Raw genomic sequence first — 21533 nt, forward strand, 5'->3', positions numbered from 1 at the left:
TCTCGCACGCACACGGTAACCAGTCAATGATTATTTTAGAGGTTACAGTCATGACCGACGACTGGCAGTTCTGGCGGATATGTAACTTGAATCGTCTAGTACAACGGTTACCATGACGGCAACGATCTTCCGCGAGAAATGCCATGGCCACCCCTGTCACCGAGCCCTTCGTAATCGCCGATCATCCGGCGCTGGATATGCTCAACACCATTGCCACTCGCGATGGCGTCGCTACCGATTTCTGGCAGAGCGATGCCGATGTGCACACCTGGATGAAACGCACCGGGTTAAGGGAGGCTCCTGTGCCACGCTTTGCCAAAGGGGCTGTGCTCGAGGCGGCGAAAGCCTTGCGCGAAGCCGTACGTGTCCTGGTCGAGCAACGCAAGGCCGGAGTGTACGGCGATCCAACGACGCTCAACCGTTTCTTGTGCGAAGCGGCCAGCCATTCGCAACTGGTCTGGGAGCATTCCGCCGAGCCGCGTCTACTGCGGATTGCCGAGCGCCAATCGCCGGAGCAATGGCTGGCCCCCCTGTCGGAACGGGCGGCAGACTTGCTATGCCATGGCGATTTCACTCTGGTCCGCCAGTGTGAACATTCGGACTGCACGCTCTGGTTCTACGATCGCACCAAGTCGCACCGACGTCGCTGGTGTGCCATGGCACTCTGCGGCAACCGGCATAAGGTCGCCGAGCATCGCAAACGTCAGTATCAGAAGTAACCGATTAGTCAGGTGCTGGCCAACGGCGCTTGGTGGTGGTCATGCCGAGGTAACGCCGAAGTTTTGGCCCTGATGGTCTCCTATTGGCCGTTTTCTGACGAGGTCGAATGCAAGCGGGTGGGATAATAGAGTGCAATTTCGCAGTCAAACACAGAACCACTACGCGCCATTTTTCAGTCAAACTACTCATCAGGATTGACTGTCAATGCGTTTTCGGGGAATTGGCTAAAAACCTTGGAAATACGGGCTTTGACAGGTGTCAAAGGTGCGCCGGGTACTTGATAGAGACAATTATTGGCCGGATGATCCGCTGGTGGCCGAAGCGACCGCGCGGATCAAACCCCGCAAATAGGTAAACCCGACCCTGTAGGAGCCGGCTTGCTGGCGATGGCGGTGGTCCAGTCAACAAATCGGCTGATTGACCCACCGCCATCGCCAGCAAGCCGGCTCCTACAGGATTGGGTTCACCTCAACGCCTCAAACATCCACGCACCTTGTAGGCGCCGGGTGTGATCTTTCGGCCTTGGCCGTCAGCTGTTCTCGGCAGTAATCCGCAAACAACTGCGCCGGTTTGGTCAGTTGCCCACGCTTCAGCCACGCCGCTACCAACCCCGAGCCGGTGACGTCTTCGACGATGTCCACGCACACCACTTTCTGGCCATCGTAGGTGCATTCCGAGTGCGGACGGGTAACCAGGATCGAGAAGCCGAACCCTTGGCCGACCATGCCCCGGACCATCTCGATCGACGGTGAGCTGAAGGCAATGTGTGGCGTAAGACCCAGCTCTTCGAACAGGCTGACGAAGTAGGTCCGGCTCGGTTGCACGTCCAGCAGAATCATTGGTTCCAGGCAAAGATCTCGCAGCGACACTTGCTTGAGCTGGGCGAAGCGATGATCCGCCGGCAGCAATGCGTAAGGCCGCTGCGCGGGCATCAAGGGTTCGGTTTCGATGGTGGCGTCGAGGTCGTGTTCATAGAGGATCGCCAGGTCGAAGGTGCCTGAGGTCAGGCCTTGCACCAGCTCTTGCTGCTCGCCGTCGCGGATGCGGATTTTCACCCCCGGGTACAGCGCCGAAAACCCGGCAATCAATTGCGGCAGGTACAGCGGCGCAACCGTTTCGAAGCAGCCGATGTCGATTTGCCCGGCCACCACGTCGTTGTCGGCGAGGGCGTTCTGTTCGAACTCCTTGGCCATGCGCAACAGTTCCTGGGCCTTGCGGTAGAAGCGTGCACCGCTGGGGGTCAGGGATACGCCCTGGGCGTGATGACGGATCAGCAGTTGCACGCCGAAGCTGTCTTCCAGGCCTTTGATCGCCGTGGAAATGGCCGGTTGGGCGATGTACAGCTTGCGCGAGGCCTCGGCGACGCTGCCGCATTCGACGGTGGTGATGAAGTACTTCAATTGACGCAGGTTGTAGGCAGCCACGGCAAACCTCAGGGTGGATGGACTCGACATCCAGGCAATTTTTGCGCCGACTGCATCCGTTCTGACGACGGTGTTGTTGTGCCTGAACAATAACCACATACCGCGCAACCGTGGAGATGGGCTGCCCAGTTTTTTCATGGTCTGCGAAGACATTTTTACTATTTTTCCTCGACACGGGCCTGGGCCACCATCCAGACACAAGAAAAGCCCATGGAGCATCTGAACGTGTTCGAGCTTGCATATTGGCAAAAAAAAGCCGCTGCGCTGCAGTTTCCCGACCTGGCCGTGATCGACGGTAAAGCCCGTTCGGCGCAATCGGGCCAGACCTTCGCCGCGATCAACCCGGCCACCGGCCAGTGCCTGGCCCATGTGACCGCTTGCGGTGCTGAAGATGTCGACGCCGCGGTCAGCAATGCGCGGCAAGTGTTCGAGGCCGGCACCTGGGCGGCGCGTTCGCCGGCTGAGCGCAAGCAAGTGCTGCTGCGTCTGGCCGATCTGATCATGAGCCACCGCGAAGAACTGGCACTGCTGGATTCGCTGAACATGGGCAAACCGGTGATGGACGCCTACAACATCGACGTGCCGGGCGCCGCCGGGGTGTTTCGCTGGTACGCCGAAAGCCTCGACAAACTCTACGACCAGATCGCACCGAGCGCACAAAACGTGTTGGCGACAATTACTCGCGAAGCATTGGGCGTGGTCGCCGCCGTGGTGCCGTGGAACTTCCCGCTGGACATGGCCGCGTGGAAACTCGCGCCAGCGCTGGCGGCAGGCAATTCGGTGATCCTCAAACCCGCCGAGCAATCGCCTTTCTCCGCCCTTTGTCTGGCCGAGCTGGCGCTGGAAGCCGGGTTGCCGGCGGGCGTGCTGAACGTGCTGCCGGGCCTTGGCGAACAAACCGGCAAAGCCCTCGGTTTGCACCCGGACGTCGATTGCCTGGTGTTCACCGGCTCCACTGAAGTCGGCAAATATTTCATGCAGTATTCCGCGCAATCGAACCTGAAACAGGTGTGGCTGGAGTGCGGCGGCAAGAGCGCCAACCTGGTGTTCGCCGATTGTCAGGACCTGGATCTGGCGGCCGAGAAAGCTGCGTTCGGGATCTTCTTCAATCAGGGCGAAGTCTGTTCGGCCAACTCACGATTGCTGGTGCAGCGTTCGATCCATGACGAGTTCGTCGAGCGTCTCAAGGTGCAGGCCGAACGCTGGTTGCCGGGCGATCCGCTGGACCCGTCTAGTAGCGCCGGGGCGATTGTCGACAGCCGCCAGACCGCGCGCATCATGAAGTTCATCGAGCAAGCCGAGCGCCAGGGCGCGACCAAGGTGTGTGGCGGTCGGCAGTCGATTTTCAACGGCTCCGACAATTTCATCCGGCCGACGATTTTTACCGGCGTGACCCCGAACATGCCGCTGTTCCGCGACGAAGTGTTCGGCCCGGTGCTGGCGGTCACCGCGTTTGATGACGAGGCACACGCCTTGCAGCAGGCTAACGACAGCGTCTACGGTCTGGCTGCGTCGCTGTGGACCGACGACCTCAATCGCGCCCACCGCGTGGCGCGGCAATTGCGCGCGGGCACGGTGTCGGTGAACAGCGTCGATGCGCTCGACGTGACGGTGCCTTTCGGCGGTGGCAAGCAGTCCGGTTTCGGCCGTGACCTGTCGCTGCACTCATTCGATAAATACACCCAGTTGAAGACCACCTGGTTTCAGCTGCGCTAAAAACAAAACGGAGAACTGGCGATGACCACACCACGTGAAACCCGCGACTACCAGGCCGCCGACGCTGCGCACCACATCCACGCATTCGTCGATCAGAAGGCGCTCAACGACGAAGGGCCGCGGGTGATGGTCCGTGGCGAGCGCCTGCACCTGTGGGACAACGATGGTCGGCGTTACCTCGACGGCATGTCCGGGCTGTGGTGCACCAACCTCGGTTACGGGCGCAAGGACCTGGCGGCGGCAGCCACTCGACAGCTTGAGCAATTGCCGTACTACAACATGTTTTTCCACACCACCCACCCGCAAGTGATCGAGCTGTCGGAGCTGTTGTTCAGCCTGTTGCCGGGGCACTACAGCCACGCGATCTACACCAACTCCGGCTCCGAAGCCAACGAGGTGCTGATCCGCACCGTGCGTCGTTACTGGACGATCCTCGGCAAGCCCGAGAAGAAAGTCATGATCGGTCGCTGGAACGGTTATCACGGCTCGACGCTGGCGGCGACGGCGCTCGGTGGCATGAAGTTCATGCATGAAATGGGCGGCATGCTGCCGGACATCGAGCACATCGACGAGCCGTACTTCTTCGCCCACGAAGGCAACCTGACCCCGGACGAATTTGGCTTGCGGGCGGCGCAGCAACTGGAAGCGAAAATTCTTGAACTCGGCGCGGACAAGGTCGCCGGGTTTATCGCCGAACCGTTCCAGGGCGCGGGCGGGATGATCTTCCCGCCAGAAAGTTACTGGCCGGAAATTCAGCGGATCTGTCGCAAGTACGACGTGCTGTTGTGTGCTGATGAAGTGATCGGCGGCTTCGGTCGCACTGGCGAATGGTTCGCCCACGAGCACTTCGGTTTCGAGCCGGACACGCTGTCGATCGCCAAGGGTCTGACCTCGGGTTACATCCCCATGGGCGGGCTGATTCTGTCGAAGAAAATGGCCCGGGTGCTGGTGGAGCAGGGCGGGGTGTTTGCCCATGGCCTGACTTATTCGGGGCACCCGGTGGCGGCCGCAGTGGCCATCGCCAACCTCAAGGCATTGCGCGATGAAGGCGTGGTGACTCGGGTCAAGGATGACATCGGGCCGTACCTGCAAAAGTGCTTGCGCGAGGTGTTTGGTCATCACCCGTTGGTGGGGGATATCCAGGGTGTCGGGATGGTCGCGGCGTTGCAATTGGCCGAGGACAAAACCAGCCGCAAGCGCTTTGCCCATGAGAACGACATTGCCTGGCGCTGCCGCACGATCGGGTTTGAGGAAGGGGTGATCATTCGCTCGACGCTGGGGCGGATGATCATGGCGCCGGCGTTGATTGCCAGTCGGGAGGAAGTGGATGAACTGGTCGGCAAGACCTTGAAAGCGGTGGATCGTACCGCTCAGGAATACGGCCGGCTCTGACCTTGTAGCGCTCTTTCAGGCCTCTTCGCGAGCAAGCCCGCTCCCACATTTGATCGGTGTCGTACACAAATTTTGTGACCGACATAAATTCAATGTGGGAGCGGGCTTGCTCGCGAATGCGATAGTCAATTCAGCACACCTCTAACTTTTGCACAAACCTCGTGCACCCCCGCCAACCCCGCCCTTTTACCGCGCACGCTACCCAGTTTTTTCATCACTCCCATCGACATATTTCCTAATTTTCCTAATCCCCGCCTTGGTCCAACATCGACCTCGCCAGTCAGCCGAACGCTGCCCACAACAAGGTCCATCAGAGACCGCCCGTAGCAGCTCTTCTCCAAAGGCCGCTGGCCGTACTGCCCATGACAAAACTAAACCAACAGCTTTGGGAGTGCTCCATGATCAAGTCCTTGCTTACCCGCGTCGTTCATCCACTGGCGATCACCGCCCTTGCCGCCACGGTCGCTACCAGCGCCCAGGCCGGCACCCTCTCTATCGGCCACACAACGTGGGTCGGTTACGGCACGCTCTACCTCGCCCGGGACCTGGGCTACTTCAAGGAAAACGGTCTGACCGTCGAATTGCCGGTCGTCGAAGAGGCCTCGATGTACATGGCCGCGCAGGCCTCAGGCGAATTGTCCGGCTCAGCGTCGACCATCGACGAGGTACTCAAGTACCGTCCGCAATTCTGCTTCAAAGCGGTCGCTGCACTGGATGACAGCCATGGTGGCGACGGTGTTCTGGTGGGCAAGGACGTCAAGAGTCTGCAGGAGCTGAAAGGCAAGGCGGTGGCGGTGAACGAAGGTTCCACCTCGCAGTTCTGGCTGTCGTACTTGCTGAAAAAACACGGCATGAGCATGAGCGACATCACCGTGCAGAACATGACGGCCGACGATGCCGCCACCGCGTTCATCGCCGGTCGCGTGCCGGCCGCCGTGACCTGGGAACCTCATCTCTCGATGGTGCGAAACAAGCAACAAGGCAAAGTGCTGATCGACAGCAGCAGCACGCCGGGGGTGATCGTCGACGTGGTCGCGCTCAACTGCACGGTCATCGAGAAGCAACCGGAAGACGTCAAGGCGTTGGTCGCCGGTCTGTACAAAGCGGTGCAGTACACCAAGGACCATCCGAAGGAGGCCTACAAAATCATGGCCAAGGGCGTCGGTGGTTACCTCGCCGATCCGAAGGAGCTGGAAGCTGCCGCGCAAGGCGTGCGCTTCTACGATCAGGCCATGAGCGAAAAACTCCTGGGCTCGCCGGGCAAGCCGGGCGACAGCGAACCGCTGATCAAACTGGCCAACGAAACCGCCAGTGAATTGCAGGGCAAACCCTACAACGTCAGCAATGACGACCTGATCGACAACCGCTTCGTCACCCCGCTGTAGGAGGTTCGCATGTTCAAGCGCAATTCATGGCTGAGCCGCTGCATCACGCCCAAGACCGGCCTGCCGGTGTCGGTGATCTGGAGCGCAAGCGGCCTGGCCTGGGTGTTGTTGGTTGGCCTGTGGGCCGGATTGTCTTACGGCGGCGTGGTGCCGGGCATGTTCTTGCCGACGCCGGGCGCGGTGGTCGAAGCCGCCGTGCGCCTGAGCCGCGACGGCACGCTCGGTTTACACGTGTGGGCCAGTCTTGAAGTGGTGGTGGTCGGTTTCGTCGTTTCGTCGCTGGTGGCGGTGCCGCTGGGGTTGCTGATGGGCAGCTTCCGCATCGTCCAGGCGTTCCTTGAACCGATGGTGAATTTCATTCGTTACCTGCCGGTGACCTCGTTCGTGCCGCTGTTCATTCTGTGGATCGGCATTGGTCTGGAACAGCGTGTCTCGGTGATCATCTTCGGCGTGTTTTTCCAGCAACTGGTGATGATCGCGGACGTGTCCAAAGGCATCTCCAAAGACCTGATCAATGCGTCTTACACCTTGGGTTCAAACCGTCGCGATGCGGTGCTGCATGTGATCGCGCCGGCCTCTTTGCCGGGCGTGCTCGACACCTTGCGCGTGACCATGGGCTGGGCCTGGACTTACCTGGTGGTTGCGGAGCTGGTCGCGGCTTCGAGCGGTTTGGGTTATTTGAGCCTCAAGGCCATGCGCGGCTTTCAGGTGGATGTGATTTTCCTCGCCATCGCGATCATCGGCCTGTTGGGCCTGGTCACCGATCAACTGTTCCGTTTCCTTCGTCTGAGGATTACCGCATGGGCTCAGTAACCGCCGTCAACCCGCGTTTCGTCACCCCGATGGCTGCCCCGGCGCACACCGCGCCACGCCTGCAGGTGGACAAGGTCAGCCTGCGTTACCAGAAGCCCGACGGCGGCGTGTTCACCGCGCTGGATCAGGTTTCATTCGAAGTCCCGGATCAGCAATTCGCCGTGCTGGTCGGACCGTCGGGCTGCGGCAAGTCGAGTTTGCTGTACCTCACCGCCGGCCTGAACGAGCCCACGGAAGGCGAGATCTATGTCGGTGGCCAGCAAGTGCAGGGGCCGGGCGCGGATCGCGGCATGGTGTTCCAGAGCTATACGCTGTTCCCGTGGCTGACCGTGCGCCAGAACGTCGAGTTCGGCCTCAAGCGGCGCGGCATGGCGGCGGCGCAGCGCAAGGAGATTGTCGATTACTACGTTAATGAAGTGGGCCTGACCGGGTTCGCCGACAACTACGCCAAGCAGCTGTCCGGCGGCATGATGCAGCGCGTGGCGATTGCCCGGGCGTTGGCCAACGACCCGCAGATCCTGCTGATGGACGAACCCTTCGGCGCCCTCGACAGCCAGACGCGCCTGCAAATGCAACAGCTGTTGTTGCGGGTCTGGGGCAACAGCAAGAAGACCGTGCTGTTCGTGACCCACGATATCGACGAGGCGATTTTGCTGGGCGATCGAGTCTATGTAATGGGCGCCAGGCCTGGGCGGATCAAACAGATTCTGGACGTGCCGATCGAACGCCCACGGACCCTGGACATGGTCATGGAGCGCTCGTTTATCGAGATGAAGCGCAATATCTTCGGGCTGCTGCATGATGATCTGGAGGAGGTGCATTGAGCTGCACAATCTCCTGTAGGAACCGGCTTGCTGGCGATTGCTGTTCATCATTCAACATTGATGTCGACTGAGGCGCCGCTATCGCCAGCAAGCCGGCTCCTACAGGTTATGTGTGTCAGTTGGCCGGCAACAGAAACCGCGCAATCACCGGCAAATGATCGGAGATCCGCAAGGTATCGTCCTGCCGCACCATCGCCTCGACCCGTTTGATCCGCGGGCTGTAGAACAGGTAGTCGACGGTCCGGTCCGGGCCGTTCAAGCCCGGATCGTTCGGGTAATGCGTCAGCCACTGCGCCCGATCGATTCCGCTGGCTTCATTGTTGGTCGGGATCATCGGGTACTTGTCCCACAACACATGCAATGCGCTGTCGGCGGAGTAGGGCGCGCGTTGTTCCGTGGGCAGGCGTCGATATTGCCCCAGCGGCAACAGGTTGAAGTCGCCACCGATCAGCCACGGGGTGCCGCGGCTTTCGAATCGGTCGAGGACCTTGGCGACTGCGGTCACCTGGGCTTGCAGCGTGTCGTCGGGTTGAAGGACTCGGTCCAGATGCGTGTTGAGCACCGCGATCTGACCGCCATCGCTCAACGGCAGGTATGTCACCAGCAAAGCGTTTTTCGGTTTGAACTGGCGGCTGATGACATTAGCCGGCAGGGTCGGCAGTTGCAGGCGTTCTGCGTGCTCGATCTGGTAGCGGCTGAGGGTCGCCAGTTGCCGGCCGACGCTGCCGAAGATATGCGGCTGCGGCACGAAATCGGCTTTCCAGTCGAAGGCGGCTGCGCTGCACGGATACAGGTCGGCGACCCGTTCCTGAAGCAGTTTGAACTGGTTCTGGTAATCGCTGGCCTTGGCGCCGTCATCGAGCTCTTGCAGCAGCACGACATCCGGTTGCTCGTCGCGAATCACCCGCGCCACTTCATCGAGGCTGAAGGCCATGTCCTCGGTGGTCGGTTTTTCGTCGTTGCCGGCCGCCAGGTCATTCCAGAACACGTAGCGTTTACCCGCCAGGTACTGAACGTTCCAGGTCATGACTTTCAGGGCCTGGCCGGGCACCAGTTTCGGCGCCTGGGCGTTGCAACTGACCGGCAGTATTTCCCTGGCCTCGGGGCGCCAGGTCAGGCTGTAGATCAGCAGGGCAATCAGGCCGATTGCAATCACCAGGCCCAGCAGGGTGTAGCGCAGTAGACGGGTCATGGCTCGGCTTATTAGCGTTACAAAAGATGGCCCCGAGCATAACCGAGAGCCGCGCCGAAGCCCACGGTCAGAGCGGCCGGTCGACTTTCTCGGGAACGTCGGTGATCAGCATGAACAAACGGAACAACACCACGCTGGTGAACAACTGCAAAAAGCTGTGGGCGCTGTCGATCAGCAAGGAAATCACCGGGTTCTGCGGCTCCGGGTAAACCTCCAGGGTCAAGCCCTTGAGCAACCACAACGGCCCCATCACACACAGAATGCACACCAGGATGCGCAGAAAATGGCCGCGGGTCAGGCGCAGGCTTTCCTTCATCGCGGCCAGTGGCGCCAGGCCGCGCAGCACCAGCAGGTACTCGCCGAACGCGAGGGTCACCATCAGCCAGATACCGGGCAGGAAATACAACGACAGGCCGATCAGGATCAGCAAGGTATTGAGCGCGGTAAGCAGGGCGAAGCGCGGCCACAGGTAGGCGGACCTCGACAGCAGGTCACGGTTGCGCGGCGATTCACCCCGGCTGCGCGCATCGAGAAACAGGATCAGCGCGGCGGTGTACAGCGGATACACCAGCAGCCCGACGATCACGCTGATGCCGGAAAAACTGTCCGGCTCGGTCGAGTGATCGACAACTTGTTGCAGCAGCGCTTCGACGATCACCAGTGGCAGGCACAGCCGCACGATCTGGCCCAGATTGCGCTTGAAGAAATACAAAGAGTCACGCAGTACGTCGAACGGATTCATCAGTCGGTATCGCAGGTTGAAAGCAGTGGCCCACTTTAACCGATGCAGCGCTTCGGGACGCAAACGTAAACGTTCGGTAAAGGTCATTGAAACAACTTGTTTCAGCCTCCATTAAGGTCGAGCACCTTATCCTCTTTGGAGAAGGGCAACGATTTCCCCGGCAATCTACGAGGTCGCCATGAACAGCGAAGAACAAACCCTGATCGATGGACTGTTTTCCCGGCTGCAACAGGCCGAAACGGATTCAGCCCCGCGCGACGCCCAGGCCGAGGCGCGGATCAAGGAACACCTGACTCGCCAACCCGCGGCGGGCTACTTCATGACCCAGGCCATTCTGGTGCAAGAGGCAGCGATCAAGAGCCTTGACGCGCAGAACAAGCAACTGGATCAGCAAGTCCAGCAATTGCAGGCCGAACTGCAATCGGCCAAGGCGCAGACGACGGCTCCGGCGCCGAGCGGCGGTGGGTTCCTGTCGAGTATTTTCGGCGGCAGCTCCCGTGAAACACCTGCGCCCAGTGCACCGCCCTCCAGTGGTGGCTGGCGTGAGCCGGGGCGGCAGTCGTTCAACTCGCCGCCGCCGCCACAGCAGAACTTCGGTGCGCCGCCACCGCAGCAGAACTACGCGCCGCAACAGCAACCTGTCGGTGGCGGTTTCCTCGGTGGCGCGCTGAAAACCGCCGCCGGTGTGGCGGGTGGCGTGATGCTGGCACAGGGCATCAGCAGTCTGTTTCACCACAATCAGCAGCCGGAAGTGGTTGAAGTGATCAAGGAAGAGCCGGCTCAGGTCAACGATCAGAGCGGTGACAAAGGTTGGGGCGACGATCAGCGTGTGGCTGACAACGCCAGCGATCAGGGCGGTTTCACGGATGCTGATTACAGCGATGACAGCTCATCGTTCTTTGGCGACGACGATTCCTTCGTCTGATTGATTTTCTGTGGAGGGGGGATAAATCCCCGCTGGGCTGCGAAGCGGCCCCCTGCGTCCGGTCAGATAAATGGAGTGGGCCGGATACACGACTGCTGCGCAGCCGAACGGGGATAAATCCCCTCGCCACAGGTGCCATTCGTCCGAGGCATCCAGGATGCTTCGGGCCGATTATTCGCGGAACAATCCTTCAGGCTGGCATACTGGGCAACTTTTCGGGCCCGGTGCCTGATCCAGCCTGCGCGCTTTAAGCGCCGAGAGGATGTGCGGTGAAAAAAATTGCAGTGTTCGCCGATGTTCAAAACCTCTATTACACCGTGCGTCAGGCCTATGGTTGCCACTTCAACTACGCCGCGCTGTGGGCTGATATCAGCAAACAGGGCGAGATCGTCGAGGCCTATGCCTACGCGATCGATCGTGGTGACAGCAAGCAGCAGCAGTTTCAGCAGATCCTGCGCAACCTCGGTTTCATCGTGAAGCTCAAACCCTACATCCAGCGCAGCGACGGCTCGGCCAAGGGCGACTGGGACGTGGGCATCACCCTCGACATCATGGACGCGGCGGACCACGTCGACGAAGTGGTGCTGGCCTCCGGCGACGGTGATTTCGACATGCTGCTGGAGCGCATCATCGCCAAGCACGGCGTACAAGCGGTGGCCTACGGCGTGCCGGGCCTGACGGCCAACTCGCTGATCCGCGCCGCCAGTCGCTACGTGCCCATCGAAGGCGCGCTGCTGCTCAAGAATTGATTTTTACGGAGTTGAAACAGGTTTGGAACGCATAGCAGTCATCGACTTTGAAACCACCGGGATCTCCCCGAGCAGTAGCTGCCGGGCCACGGAAATTGCCGTGGTGATCCTTGAGCAGGGGCGCATCGTCGAGCGTTACCAGAGCCTGATGAATGCTGGCGTGCGTGTCCCGGCCTTCATCGAACAACTCACCGGCATCAGCAACGCTATGCTGCGCACCGCGCCGTCGGCGGAGCAGGTGATGAACGAGGTCAACGAATTCGTCGGGATCACGCCGTTGCTGGCGCATAACGCGGCGTTCGACCAGAAGTTCTGGGACTTTGAACTGGGGCGGATCAAGCGCACGCGTTTGCAGAACTTTGCCTGCTCGCTGCTCCTCGCCCGCCGCCTCATGCCCGCCGCGCCGAATCACAAACTCGGTACGCTCACCACCTTCGCCCAACTACCCCATACCGGCCAGGCTCACCGGGCCATGGCCGATGCCGAAATGGCTGCCAACCTGACGGCGCATCTGGCGCAGGAGCTGCGGAAAAAGCACGGGTTGCGCGAGTTGTCGCATGATCTGCTGGTCAGCCTGCAGAAAGTCCCGGCGGCGAAGATCAATGAGCATCTCAAGCGCCATCGCGGATTTTGATTCGCACCTGTAGGAGCCGGCTTGCTGGCGATGGCGGTTCGTCATTCAACATTGATGGCGGCTGATACGCCGCAAATCGCCAGCAAGCCGGCTCCTACAGGGTTCGGTGCTTGTGTTTAGCGGCGCCTCAAATTCGACGGATGGTGTGGGCTGGCGGAACGTTGCGGCTTCTGCATTGGCGCAAAGAGCCTTGGGTTCGGCTGCGGGATATGCCGGGTTTGTTGTCTGCCAGTTACAGCGGCGTTTGATAGATCCGCCAGACACACCGCAATCGCCAGCAAGCCGGCTCCTACGGGGTTCGGTGCTTGTGTTTAGCGGCGCCTCAAATTCGACGGATGGAGTGGGCCGGCGGAACACTGCGGCTGCTGCATTGGCGCAAGGAGCCTTAGGTTCGGCTGCGGGATATGCCGGGTTTGTTGTCTGCCAGTTACAGCGGCGTTTGATAGATCCGCCAGACACACCACAATCCCCCCGTAGGAGCCGGCTTGCTGGCGATAGCGGTATATCAGTCGACATCAATGTTGAATGACACACCGCTATCGCCAGCAAGCCGGCTCCTACAGGGGCAGTGTCGTATCAGACTTTTCCATTCCCTTCGATGTGCCCCAACGGCACGCGCTTTTCGATGGCGCTCGACAACACAATCGACGTCTTGCTGAACCCGAATTTGGCGATCCGGTTGATCAGTTCTTCCAGCTCCGGCATCGACCCCACCGCCGCTTGCATGATCACGCACGGATCGCCCGTCACCCGGTGGCATTCGGTCAGCTGTGGGATTTTGATCAGGTCGTCGTAGGCCTTTTGGTTGCCGTGCTGGTTCAGGCGCAGTTCGATGACGCACTGGATCGGCAGGCCAAGCTTGGCCATGTCGACTTTCGCCTGGTAACCGGTAATCACCCCGCTGGTCTCGAGTTTGGCCACGCGCTCGGCCACGGCCGGGGCGGACAGGTTGACCTTGCGCGCGAGGTCGGCGTAGGACGCGCGACCGTTTTCCAGCAGGGCGCTGAGGAGCATGCGGTCGTATTTGTCCATGGTCGGATTCCTGAAAAATGACTGACTTTCGAAAACACGGTTTATAGCGCTGATCTCCGTGGTTTGAAAAGTGTACCGGCGCTATAAACAGGTTTTGTAGCTTATTTTCCGCCGTTGGCCTTTCTAGAATAGCTGTTCATTTGTCCTTGCCTGTGAGCTGCCCCATGCCTGGCCTGCGCCGTTTTCCCTTGCCGTTGATCGCTGCCTTTTTCGCCTTGTACGTGATTTGGGGCTCGACTTACCTGGTGATTCGTATCGGTGTGGAGTATTGGCCGCCCTTGCTGCTCGCTGGTATTCGCTTTGTGATTGCCGGGACCTTGATGTACGCCTTCCTGCGCTGGCGCGGGGCGCCGGCACCGACCTGGGCGCAGTGGAAAGCGGCGGGGATCATCGGGATTTTGCTGTTGGCTTGCGGTAACTGCGGGGTCAGTGTGGCGGAACACATGGGTGTCGCTTCCGGCGTCGCCGCATTGGCGGTGGCGACGGTGCCGCTGTTTACCTTGCTCTGCGGCTATTTCTGGGGCGCGCGCAATACCCGTCTCGAATGGGCCGGGATTGTGCTTGGACTGATCGGCATCGCCATGCTCAACCTCGGTTCCAACCTGCAATCGAGCCCGCTGGGTGCGATGTTGCTGATCTTTGCGGCAGCGGCCTGGGCGTTCGGTTCGGTGTGGAGCAAACACTTGCCGCTGCCCCAGGGCGCGATGGCCAGTGCCGTGGAAATGCTGGTGGGTGGCGTGGCGCTGCTGATCGGCAGTGCTTTGAGCGGTGAGCATCTGGAAGCCATGCCGCCGATTGAAGGGTGGGCGGCGCTGGCCTATCTGACGTTCTTCGGCTCGATCATCGCCTTCAACGCCTATATGTACCTGTTGAAAAACGTGCGTCCGGCGGCAGCCACCAGTTATGCCTACGTCAACCCGGCGGTGGCGGTGTTGCTGGGAATCGTGTTCGTTGGCGAGACTATCGGTATCGAAGAAGCGTTGGCCATGTTGGTGATCATCAGTGCCGTGGTGTTGATCGGTCTGCCGCAGTGGCGCCGGACGCCGGCACGACCGGCTGCCGTGGTGCAGACAGAATCGAGCGTGAATTAGGGTAAACTGCGCGCCATTGCATACCCGCGCTGATTTTTCCTACGGTAATCCCATGACTTTCGCCTCCCTTGGCCTGATCGAACCCTTGCTGCGCTCTCTCGAGACGCTCGGCTACCAGACCCCGACGCCGGTTCAGGCGCAAGCCATTCCGGCGGTGCTGGCCGGTCGTGACCTGATGGCCGCCGCCCAGACCGGCACCGGCAAGACCGCCGGTTTCGCACTGCCGCTGCTGCAATTGCTGGCCATGGAAGGGCCGAAAGTCACTGCCAACTCGGTGCGTGCGCTGATCCTGGTGCCGACCCGCGAATTGGCCGAACAGGTTCACGAAGCCGTGCGCCAATATGCCGAGAACCTGCCGCTGAGCACTTACGCGGTGTACGGCGGCGTTAGCATCAACCCGCAAATGATGAAGCTGCGCAAAGGCGTCGACCTGTTGGTGGCGACGCCTGGCCGTTTGCTCGACCTGTTCCGCCAGAACGCGCTGAAGTTCAACCAGCTGCAAACCCTGGTGCTGGACGAAGCGGATCGCATGCTCGACCTGGGCTTTTCCGAGGAACTGGGGAACATTTACCGCGTGCTGCCGAAGAAACGTCAGACACTGTTGTTCTCCGCGACCTTCTCCGATGCGATTCGCCTGCTGGCCGGGCAAATGCTCAACGATCCGCTGAGCATCGAAGTCAGCCCGCGCAACGTGGCTGCCAACACTGTGAAGCAGTGGGTGGTGACGGTGGACAAGAAGCGCAAGCCTGAGCTGTTTATCCACTTGCTGCGCAAGGGCAAGTGGAAGCAGGTGCTGGTGTTCGCCAAGACCCGCAACGGCGTGGACGCGCTGGTGGAAAAACTCCAGGGCCTGGGCATCAATGCCGACGGCATTCATGGCGACAAACCGCAGGCGACCCGCCAGCGTGCGCTGGACCGTTTCAAGGCCAGCGAAGTACAGATCCTGGTGGCTACCGACGTCGCCGCCCGTGGTCTGGATATCGAAGATCTGCCGTTGGTGGTCAATTTCGACCTGCCGATCGTGGCAGAGGACTATATCCACCGGATCGGTCGTACCGGCCGTGCGGGTGCCACCGGGCATGCCATTTCGCTGGTGTGCGCGGATGAAGTGAATCTGCTGTCGGCCATTGAGACGTTGACGCGTCAGACGTTGCCTCGGCAGATGGAACACGATTTCGAACCTGAGCACCGCGTGCCGGACACCGATGCCAGCGGCCAGGTGGTGAAGAAACCGAAAAAACCGAAGAAGCCGAAAACGTCCAGTGGCGGTAAGCGCAATTTGGGTAAATGGGTCGAGAGCGGGGATGCTTCGGCACCGGAACCTTCGATCAAGCCTGTGCGAAAAGTGCCGGTGTTTAATACTGGGCCGCGTAAGCGTAAGCCTTGATTCGTTACGGCGTCTGCTAGGCCGCCTTCGCGAGCAAGCCCGCTCCCACACTTGATCTCTGGTGTTCACCAATTATGTGTTCACAAAAGATCCAATGTGGGAGCGGGCTTGCTCGCGATGGGCGCGCCACGGTCTCAACCCTTGCGCTTGAGCCACTCCACCATCCCCAACCCCGCCGCTCGCCCACTGGCGAAACACGCCGTCAGCAGATAACCGCCGGTCGGCGCTTCCCAATCCAGCATTTCCCCCGCGCAAAACACGCCAGGCAGTTGCTTGAGCATCAAACGTTCATCCATCGACTCGAACATCACGCCACCGGCGCTGCTGATGGCCTCATCCAGTGGGCGGGTTTTCACCAGCGTCAGTGGCAACGCCTTGATTGCTTTGGCCAGTAATGCCGGATCGGCGAAGCATTCTGCCGGCGTCAGTTCGCGCAGCAACGCCGCTTTCACGCCATCAATCCCCAGCTGGCTGTGCAGATGCTTGGACATGGAACGTGAACCGCGCGGTTTGCTCAATGCAGCCTGAACTTTATCCACAGGCCTGCCGGGCAACAGGTCGAGATGAATCGTCGCTGAGCCGTGTTGATTGATGGCTTCACGGATGGGCGCTGACAGCGCATAGATCAAACTGCCTTCAATGCCGGTGGCGGTAATCACACATTCCCCGAGCCGCGGAACATCGTCGTTGAGCCCGATGGCGATGTTTTTCAGCGGCGCGCCGGCGAATTTGCTGACCATCAATTCGCTCCAGGCCTGCACCTCGAAGCCGCAATTACTCGGCTGCAAAGGCATAAGTCCTACGCCGCGTTGCTCCAATGGCAGCATCCACGCGCCGTCCGAACCGAGACGCGACCAGCTGCCGCCGCCGAGGGCCAGCAAAGTGGCGTCGGGTTGAATGGTTTTTTCACCGTCGGGACTTCCGATGAGCAATCCACCGTTTTCGTCCCAGCCCAGCCAACGGTGGCGGGTGTGGATAACTACACCCGCATCCCGCAATCGTTTGAGCCAGGCGCGCAACAGGGGCGCGGCTTTCATGTCGGTTGGAAACACCCGGCCGGAGCTGCCGACGAAGGTTTCGATGCCCAGATCATGAATCCACTGGCACAGCGCCTCGGCGCCAAATGAGCGCAGCAGTGGTGCAATCTGCGGTGCACGCTCGGCGTAGCGTGCGAGGAATGCCGGGTAGGCTTCGGAATGGCTGATGTTCATGCCGCCCACGCCAGCGAGGAGAAATTTCCTGCCTACCGAAGGCATGCCGTCGTACAGATCGACCTTGATTCCGGCCTGGCTCAACACTTCGGCGGCCATCAGGCCGGCGGGGCCGCCGCCGATGATGGCGACTTGAAGGGGGAGGGCGGCGGAGGTTTGGGTCATGAATGCACTGCGGTTTGGCGGAATGAAGCCGGGCATTCTACCGTACAGATCCAATGTGGGCGTGCTCGAGGGCTGATCAAAAAACAACCACCCCTTTGCAGGCTATACGCTGCAAGGCCTGTAGGTCCTTTCACTCAGGTTATCCACAGGCAGTTCCACAGGCATTGTGGGTAAAGACTCACACCTCAATGACAACCTGATGACGTCCAGACCCGCTGCGCGCTGTGATGGAGGATTCCATGACGTCGCGCCAACGCCTTGCGGTCTTTGCTGTAACCGCCGCCAATCACCCCGACCACCGGAATATCCCGTCCCAGGCAATGGCGCATCACGCTTTCATCACGGGCGGCCACGCCTTCGTCTGTCAGCTTCAGATAACCGAGCGCGTCATCCTTATGCACATCGACACCGGCGTCGTACAACACGAGGTCCGGCTGGTAGAGCGGCAGCAGATAACTCAGCGCGTCGTCCACCACCTTAAGGTAATCGGTATCGCCCATGCCTTTGGGCAACGGAATGTCCCAGTCACTTTCAGCCTTGCGTGCGGGAAAATTCTTCTCGCAATGCAGGGAAACGGTCACCGCGTCCGGGGTGTTGTGCAGGATCCGTGCAGTCCCGTCGCCCTGATGCACGTCGCAATCGAAGATCAGCACCCGATTCACGCGACCGCTCTCCAGCAGGTAATGGCTGATCACCGCCAGGTCATTGAAGATGCAGTCAGCATGACCATTTCATGGATGTAAATTTATTCGGAAAATAGCTAATAAAAACAGAGAGTTATTTATATTTTTTGCGCAGAAGTAATTTGTAATCTAAGGTTGATTATTGTTTACCTGTCAGGTGTGTAAACAATGAATCCTTATAGAATTAAGCTTGTGCGATTCGATAGCGGCGAGCGGTTTCCCGTCCTTTGTACTCGGCAAGATGGTATGCCCGTACACAGTGCCACGCTTTGGGTACTGATAGAGTTAAGAACGGCTAACTTGTCAACGAGCACTCTTCATCAGGCACTTCGCTCGCTGATGGTGCTGTTCATTGTTCTGGATAAACTAAAAATAGATTTATGCGCCCGGTTGCGTGAAGGCCAGCTTCTAACTGTAGGAGATATAGAAGCTATCGTTGGGGCGTGTAAGTTGCCAATCTCAGCTGGCGATGAAGAACGATGTGGAAGTGGTGTGTTTGCATGGTCATATTATACAAGTGGCTCAAATTCGCAAAAAATTAATCCCGCCACTATTGCCATACGCCTTTTATACATTGCCCGATACCTTGACTGGATTGCTACCGATTACTTACTAAAAGCAGGGGGCGGACACCCACATTTCTCTAATTTAGAAAAATTACGGGAGCGGGTGTCTACATCCATAAAGGCTCGCATCCCTTCAGTACACCGTTTTTCAAATGTAACGCCTCGCGAGGGCTTATCTGAGCAAATGTTATCGCTTCTGCAACAGGTGGTTGATCCAACGTTTGGGCAAAATCCGTGGTCACATGAATATGTTCGGCAGCGAAACTACTTAATGATTCGCTGGTTATTATTCTTGGGGATACGGCGAGGTGAATTGCTTGGTGTGAAAATTTCGGATATTAATTTTCAGACCAATGAAGTTTTAATTGCCAGGAGGGCAGATGATCCTGCGGATCCTCGCTTGAGACAACCCAATGCCAAAACGAGTGGTCGATTATTAGCACTTGACGCAGAGTTAGCAGAGCTCACTCGAACTTATGTAATGTCCATTCGTCGAAATATTACAGGCGCGCGTAAGCATGAATATCTTTGGGTGGCCTGTGGGTCGGGCAAACCGCTGAGTCTTGCGGGACTCAATAAAGTGTTCATCACTCTACGGCAACACTGCCCGGAATTGCCGGAAAATCTCTGTCCCCATCTCCTTCGTCATACCTGGAATGATCTTTTTTCGGAAGAGATTGATAGAAACGAAGTTTCGTCGACCGTGGAGCAAAAACTGCGATCGCGACTGATGGGGTGGTCCGAGACATCCGGAATGGCCACTGTGTATAACCAGCGCCACATCAAGAAAAAAGCCACCGCTGTTTCCTTACAAATGCAAAAGCAATTGCGTATGGAGGCTCATCGGGATGAGTAAAAGTGCAGAGATAGACTTCGTAATGGCAGAAAGTGATGTCTGTCCTTCACTTCCCTTGGTAGTTCGGAGCAAAAGCGGAGTTGTGTTTGACCCTAACCAGCTTCTTTGGTCGTATCGGGACGGTGTGGATTCGGTTTATATAAATTTTTCGGCGCTGAATTTTTCCGTCGTGCTCTTGGCTTCGGTCCGCCTTACGTTGATATGGTTTGCCGAAAATAGGGCGCCGGGTACCTTGATGGGGCATTTTATAGGTTTGAAAGCATTTGCCTTGCGATTGCAGGAGGATCGAGTTGAACCTTTGGAATTTATCGGCGGAAATGACGTATTTATACATTGCGACGCCAACGCCTTTCGAACACGCAATCTCTTTGCTTTTTTACGCCGATGGCATGCAATGGGCCTGCCGGGGATTCAAGATGATGTGGTGTACGTCCTAGACAAGAAAAAACTTCGAAAAAGAGAAACGGGGGTTGCCGTGTTGACGTGGGATCCCGTATTGGGACCCTTCACGCCAATTGAGCAAGAGGGCATTCAAGATGCCTTGAATGACGCTTATGCCTCAGGGCAGTTGAGTGAGGAAATTTACCTGCTGGCATTGTTGTTCATTGCGTTAGGTTCCCGTCCTATTCAGTTGGCAGCCTTGAAAGTTTGTGATGTCGTGCGCTCTGCGGCTGCGGATGGAACAGAGTCTTTTCTTTTGCTCATTCCGCGTGCGAAGCAACAAAATCCACTGCTTCGTCAGGAACTCAAACCCAGGGCGCTAGTGAATCAAATTGGCCGCCCCTTGTTTGATTATGCTCAGCGCGTTAGCGAGCGCTTTATTGGAGAGTTTCCAGACACCCAGCAGGCGCCCCTGTTTCCTTTGCCCCTGCAGTTACAGTATTTGGCGAGTGGGCCAGGATGGGGAAGGTTCCATCGCACCAGCGAGAATTTACGGAAAATGTTGGTGTCTGCATTGGACAAACTTTCCGTTCGATCTGAACGCACAGGGACTGTGATTAATATCTGTGCCCTACGCTTTCGGCGCACCTTAGGGACAAATCTTGCTCGTGAAGGTCATGGGGTATTGGTTATTGCGGACTTGCTTGATCATTCGCGTACCGACTCTGCGGGGGTCTATGTCGCCGCCACACCAGAACTTGCGATGCGGATTGAAAAGGCGACTGCGCTGTACATGGCGCCACTGGCTCAAGCCTTTAAAGGTCAATTGATAGCTCATGAGGGCAATGCTGTTCGTGGTGCAGACCCTTCCAGCCGCATCATTGATCTGCGTATCGATCAAAGCGCAGGGCCAATGGGCTCTTGTGGAAGCTTCAGTTTCTGCGGATTGAATGCTCCCGTGGCCTGTTACACCTGCCAATGTTTTCAACCTTGGTTGGACGGGCCGCATGAGGCGGTCCTGGATTTCTTGCTAGAGGATGCTAAACGCTATTCGGATGGGCGTATTGCGGCAATCAATGATCGAACGATGCTCGCCGTGGCAGAGGTGGTCCATTTATGCCGCAGCAGAAAGGAGCAGGGTCATGGACGATAGAGTCATCCTGTTCAAGCCCCGAGCAGCGCACGCGGCTGAAGATAACTTAAGGGATTTCATTACCCTCGCCAGAGATTCTCTGACGGCTTTTGGTAGTGGGTTGATTTTTGATGCAGACAGTTGGGATGTCACCAATTATGTCCGATTGAAACGACGAAACTCTTGCTCAAGTATCCGATTTCATGGATTCCCTAGTGGGCGAGGGCAAAGGGATTCTTGTTGCTTACCTCAGCCTTACAAAGACTTTGCCAAAGCTTACTGCCGTTATGATTATGCGTTGTGTCCCTATACCACCGTAAGCTCCCGATTGGCCGCACTCCGTTCTCTGGCTGTAGCTTTGGAGGAAACAGAGGATTGTGTCACGCCAATCAAAGCCGGTCTGGGGCATTTTAATCGCGCATGCGCGATACTTAATGAGCGTTATCAAACCTCCGCCGCTTTTTTGCCGGTGTAGAACTCAAGCGCATTTCGCAGTTTCTTGTCGAGCACCAG

19 protein-coding genes and 1 pseudogene are annotated in these 21533 nt (G+C 58.4%); 14 read left to right on the forward strand and 6 right to left on the reverse strand.

What is annotated here, in order from left to right:
- The first annotated feature begins 143 nt into the window (after nt 1–143).
- Nucleotides 144–719, forward strand: a complete 576-nt coding sequence (locus FBY04_RS26785; protein WP_144930613.1) for an ABATE domain-containing protein — start codon at nt 144–146, stop codon at nt 717–719.
- A gap of 477 nt (nt 720–1196) precedes the next feature.
- Here FBY04_RS26785 and FBY04_RS26790 read toward each other — a convergent pair whose 3' ends face one another.
- Complete coding sequence (locus FBY04_RS26790; RefSeq protein ID WP_084319739.1) at nt 1197–2144, reverse strand: LysR substrate-binding domain-containing protein; 948 nt, start codon at nt 2142–2144, stop codon at nt 1197–1199.
- Between the two features lie 225 nt (nt 2145–2369).
- Between FBY04_RS26790 and FBY04_RS26795 the strand changes: the two genes are divergently transcribed.
- The 5 genes from FBY04_RS26795 (at nt 2370) to FBY04_RS26815 (ending at nt 8274) form a co-directional block, all read left to right on the forward strand.
- Complete coding sequence (locus tag FBY04_RS26795; RefSeq protein ID WP_145318285.1) at nt 2370–3860, forward strand: aldehyde dehydrogenase; 1491 nt, start codon at nt 2370–2372, stop codon at nt 3858–3860.
- A 21-nt stretch (nt 3861–3881) separates the two neighbouring features.
- Nucleotides 3882–5252 (forward strand): aspartate aminotransferase family protein, encoded by a 1371-nt coding sequence (locus FBY04_RS26800; RefSeq protein ID WP_145318142.1) that lies wholly within the window; start codon nt 3882–3884, stop codon nt 5250–5252.
- 398 nt (nt 5253–5650) lie between these two features.
- Nucleotides 5651–6637 carry an ABC transporter substrate-binding protein gene (locus tag FBY04_RS26805; RefSeq protein ID WP_084319612.1) on the forward strand — a complete coding sequence of 329 codons (987 nt, stop codon included), beginning with the start codon at nt 5651–5653 and terminating at the stop codon, nt 6635–6637.
- Nucleotides 6638–6646: 9 nt separating this feature from the next.
- Nucleotides 6647–7450 (forward strand): ABC transporter permease, encoded by an 804-nt coding sequence (locus FBY04_RS26810; RefSeq protein ID WP_084319610.1) that lies wholly within the window; start codon nt 6647–6649, stop codon nt 7448–7450.
- The gene (locus tag FBY04_RS26815; protein WP_084319608.1) at nt 7438–8274 is read left to right on the forward strand and encodes an ABC transporter ATP-binding protein; all 837 of its coding nucleotides are present in this window, start codon (nt 7438–7440) and stop codon (nt 8272–8274) included. The genes FBY04_RS26810 and FBY04_RS26815 overlap by 13 nt, the downstream gene beginning before the upstream one ends.
- Before the next feature lie 115 nt (nt 8275–8389).
- Here the strand turns inward: FBY04_RS26815 and FBY04_RS26820 are convergent, their stop codons facing one another.
- Together FBY04_RS26820 and FBY04_RS26825 are read right to left on the reverse strand one after the other, a co-directional pair.
- Nucleotides 8390–9466: an endonuclease/exonuclease/phosphatase family protein gene (locus FBY04_RS26820; protein ID WP_145318145.1), complete on the reverse strand. Its 1077-nt coding sequence runs from the start codon at nt 9464–9466 to the stop codon at nt 8390–8392.
- Between the two features lie 67 nt (nt 9467–9533).
- Entirely contained in the window at nt 9534–10208 is a 675-nt protein-coding gene (locus FBY04_RS26825) for a YciC family protein (RefSeq protein ID WP_084319622.1), read from the reverse strand.
- A gap of 178 nt (nt 10209–10386) precedes the next feature.
- Between FBY04_RS26825 and FBY04_RS26830 the strand changes: the two genes are divergently transcribed.
- The 3 genes from FBY04_RS26830 to FBY04_RS26840 all read left to right on the forward strand — a co-directional run bounded on the left by FBY04_RS26830 (nt 10387) and on the right by FBY04_RS26840 (nt 12516).
- A complete protein-coding gene (locus FBY04_RS26830; RefSeq protein WP_145318148.1) occupies nt 10387–11133 on the forward strand; it encodes a DUF2076 domain-containing protein in 747 nt (248 codons plus the stop codon).
- A 269-nt stretch (nt 11134–11402) separates the two neighbouring features.
- Nucleotides 11403–11882, forward strand: a complete 480-nt coding sequence (locus tag FBY04_RS26835) for an NYN domain-containing protein (protein WP_145318151.1) — start codon at nt 11403–11405, stop codon at nt 11880–11882.
- A 22-nt stretch (nt 11883–11904) separates the two neighbouring features.
- Nucleotides 11905–12516, forward strand: coding sequence for a PolC-type DNA polymerase III (locus FBY04_RS26840; protein WP_145318154.1), 612 nt, complete (start codon nt 11905–11907; stop codon nt 12514–12516).
- A gap of 576 nt (nt 12517–13092) precedes the next feature.
- Here FBY04_RS26840 and FBY04_RS26860 read toward each other — a convergent pair.
- Complete coding sequence (locus tag FBY04_RS26860) at nt 13093–13548, reverse strand: Lrp/AsnC family transcriptional regulator (RefSeq protein WP_145318157.1); 456 nt, start codon at nt 13546–13548, stop codon at nt 13093–13095.
- Nucleotides 13549–13712: 164 nt separating this feature from the next.
- Here FBY04_RS26860 and yedA point away from each other — a divergent pair, with 164 nt between their 5' ends.
- Nucleotides 13713–14639 carry a drug/metabolite exporter YedA gene (gene yedA, locus FBY04_RS26865; RefSeq protein ID WP_145318160.1) on the forward strand — a complete coding sequence of 309 codons (927 nt, stop codon included), beginning with the start codon at nt 13713–13715 and terminating at the stop codon, nt 14637–14639.
- A 52-nt stretch (nt 14640–14691) separates the two neighbouring features.
- Entirely contained in the window at nt 14692–16026 is a 1335-nt protein-coding gene (locus tag FBY04_RS26870) for a DEAD/DEAH box helicase (protein ID WP_145318163.1), read from the forward strand.
- Nucleotides 16027–16160: 134 nt separating this feature from the next.
- Here the strand turns inward: FBY04_RS26870 and FBY04_RS26875 are convergent, their stop codons facing one another.
- Both FBY04_RS26875 and FBY04_RS26880 read right to left on the reverse strand, forming a co-directional pair.
- Nucleotides 16161–17402, reverse strand: a complete 1242-nt coding sequence (locus FBY04_RS26875) for a TIGR03862 family flavoprotein (RefSeq protein WP_145318166.1) — start codon at nt 17400–17402, stop codon at nt 16161–16163.
- Nucleotides 17403–17587: 185 nt separating this feature from the next.
- A pseudogene (locus FBY04_RS26880) lies at nt 17588–18118 on the reverse strand (histone deacetylase); the annotation flags it as partial.
- 267 nt (nt 18119–18385) lie between these two features.
- Between FBY04_RS26880 and FBY04_RS26885 the strand changes: the two are divergent.
- The 3 genes from FBY04_RS26885 to FBY04_RS26895 are packed head-to-tail and all read left to right on the forward strand — an operon-like array spanning nt 18386 to nt 21495.
- On the forward strand, nt 18386–19507 hold the full coding sequence (locus tag FBY04_RS26885; protein ID WP_178118332.1) for a site-specific integrase: 1122 nt from the start codon (nt 18386–18388) through the stop codon (nt 19505–19507).
- Complete coding sequence (locus tag FBY04_RS26890) at nt 19500–21041, forward strand: site-specific integrase (RefSeq protein WP_145318172.1); 1542 nt, start codon at nt 19500–19502, stop codon at nt 21039–21041. Before FBY04_RS26885 ends, FBY04_RS26890 begins: the two co-directional genes overlap by 8 nt.
- A complete protein-coding gene (locus FBY04_RS26895; RefSeq protein ID WP_145318174.1) occupies nt 21031–21495 on the forward strand; it encodes a hypothetical protein in 465 nt (154 codons plus the stop codon). The genes FBY04_RS26890 and FBY04_RS26895 overlap by 11 nt, the downstream gene beginning before the upstream one ends.
- Nucleotides 21496–21533 lie beyond the last annotated feature (38 nt).

The organism is Pseudomonas sp. SJZ080 (genome assembly GCF_007828295.1).
Taxonomy (GTDB): Bacteria; Pseudomonadota; Gammaproteobacteria; order Pseudomonadales; family Pseudomonadaceae; genus Aquipseudomonas; species Aquipseudomonas migulae_A.

Excerpts from the sequence above, each read along its gene's own strand:
- FBY04_RS26785 (WP_144930613.1), top strand. The coding sequence starts at position 144 with ATGGCCACCCCTGTCACCGAGCCCTTCGTAATCGCCGATCATCCGGCG.
- FBY04_RS26800 (WP_145318142.1), top strand. The coding sequence starts at position 3,882 with ATGACCACACCACGTGAAACCCGCGACTACCAGGCCGCCGACGCTGCG.
- FBY04_RS26805 (WP_084319612.1), top strand. The coding sequence starts at position 5,651 with ATGATCAAGTCCTTGCTTACCCGCGTCGTTCATCCACTGGCGATCACC.
- FBY04_RS26810 (WP_084319610.1), top strand. The coding sequence starts at position 6,647 with ATGTTCAAGCGCAATTCATGGCTGAGCCGCTGCATCACGCCCAAGACC.
- FBY04_RS26815 (WP_084319608.1), top strand. The coding sequence starts at position 7,438 with ATGGGCTCAGTAACCGCCGTCAACCCGCGTTTCGTCACCCCGATGGCT.
- FBY04_RS26820 (WP_145318145.1), bottom strand. The coding sequence starts at position 9,466 with ATGACCCGTCTACTGCGCTACACCCTGCTGGGCCTGGTGATTGCAATC.
- FBY04_RS26825 (WP_084319622.1), bottom strand. The coding sequence starts at position 10,208 with ATGAATCCGTTCGACGTACTGCGTGACTCTTTGTATTTCTTCAAGCGC.
- FBY04_RS26830 (WP_145318148.1), top strand. The coding sequence starts at position 10,387 with ATGAACAGCGAAGAACAAACCCTGATCGATGGACTGTTTTCCCGGCTG.
- FBY04_RS26860 (WP_145318157.1), bottom strand. The coding sequence starts at position 13,548 with ATGGACAAATACGACCGCATGCTCCTCAGCGCCCTGCTGGAAAACGGT.
- yedA (WP_145318160.1), top strand. The coding sequence starts at position 13,713 with ATGCCTGGCCTGCGCCGTTTTCCCTTGCCGTTGATCGCTGCCTTTTTC.
- FBY04_RS26870 (WP_145318163.1), top strand. The coding sequence starts at position 14,692 with ATGACTTTCGCCTCCCTTGGCCTGATCGAACCCTTGCTGCGCTCTCTC.
- FBY04_RS26875 (WP_145318166.1), bottom strand. The coding sequence starts at position 17,402 with ATGACCCAAACCTCCGCCGCCCTCCCCCTTCAAGTCGCCATCATCGGC.
- FBY04_RS26890 (WP_145318172.1), top strand. The coding sequence starts at position 19,500 with ATGAGTAAAAGTGCAGAGATAGACTTCGTAATGGCAGAAAGTGATGTC.
- FBY04_RS26895 (WP_145318174.1), top strand. The coding sequence starts at position 21,031 with ATGGACGATAGAGTCATCCTGTTCAAGCCCCGAGCAGCGCACGCGGCT.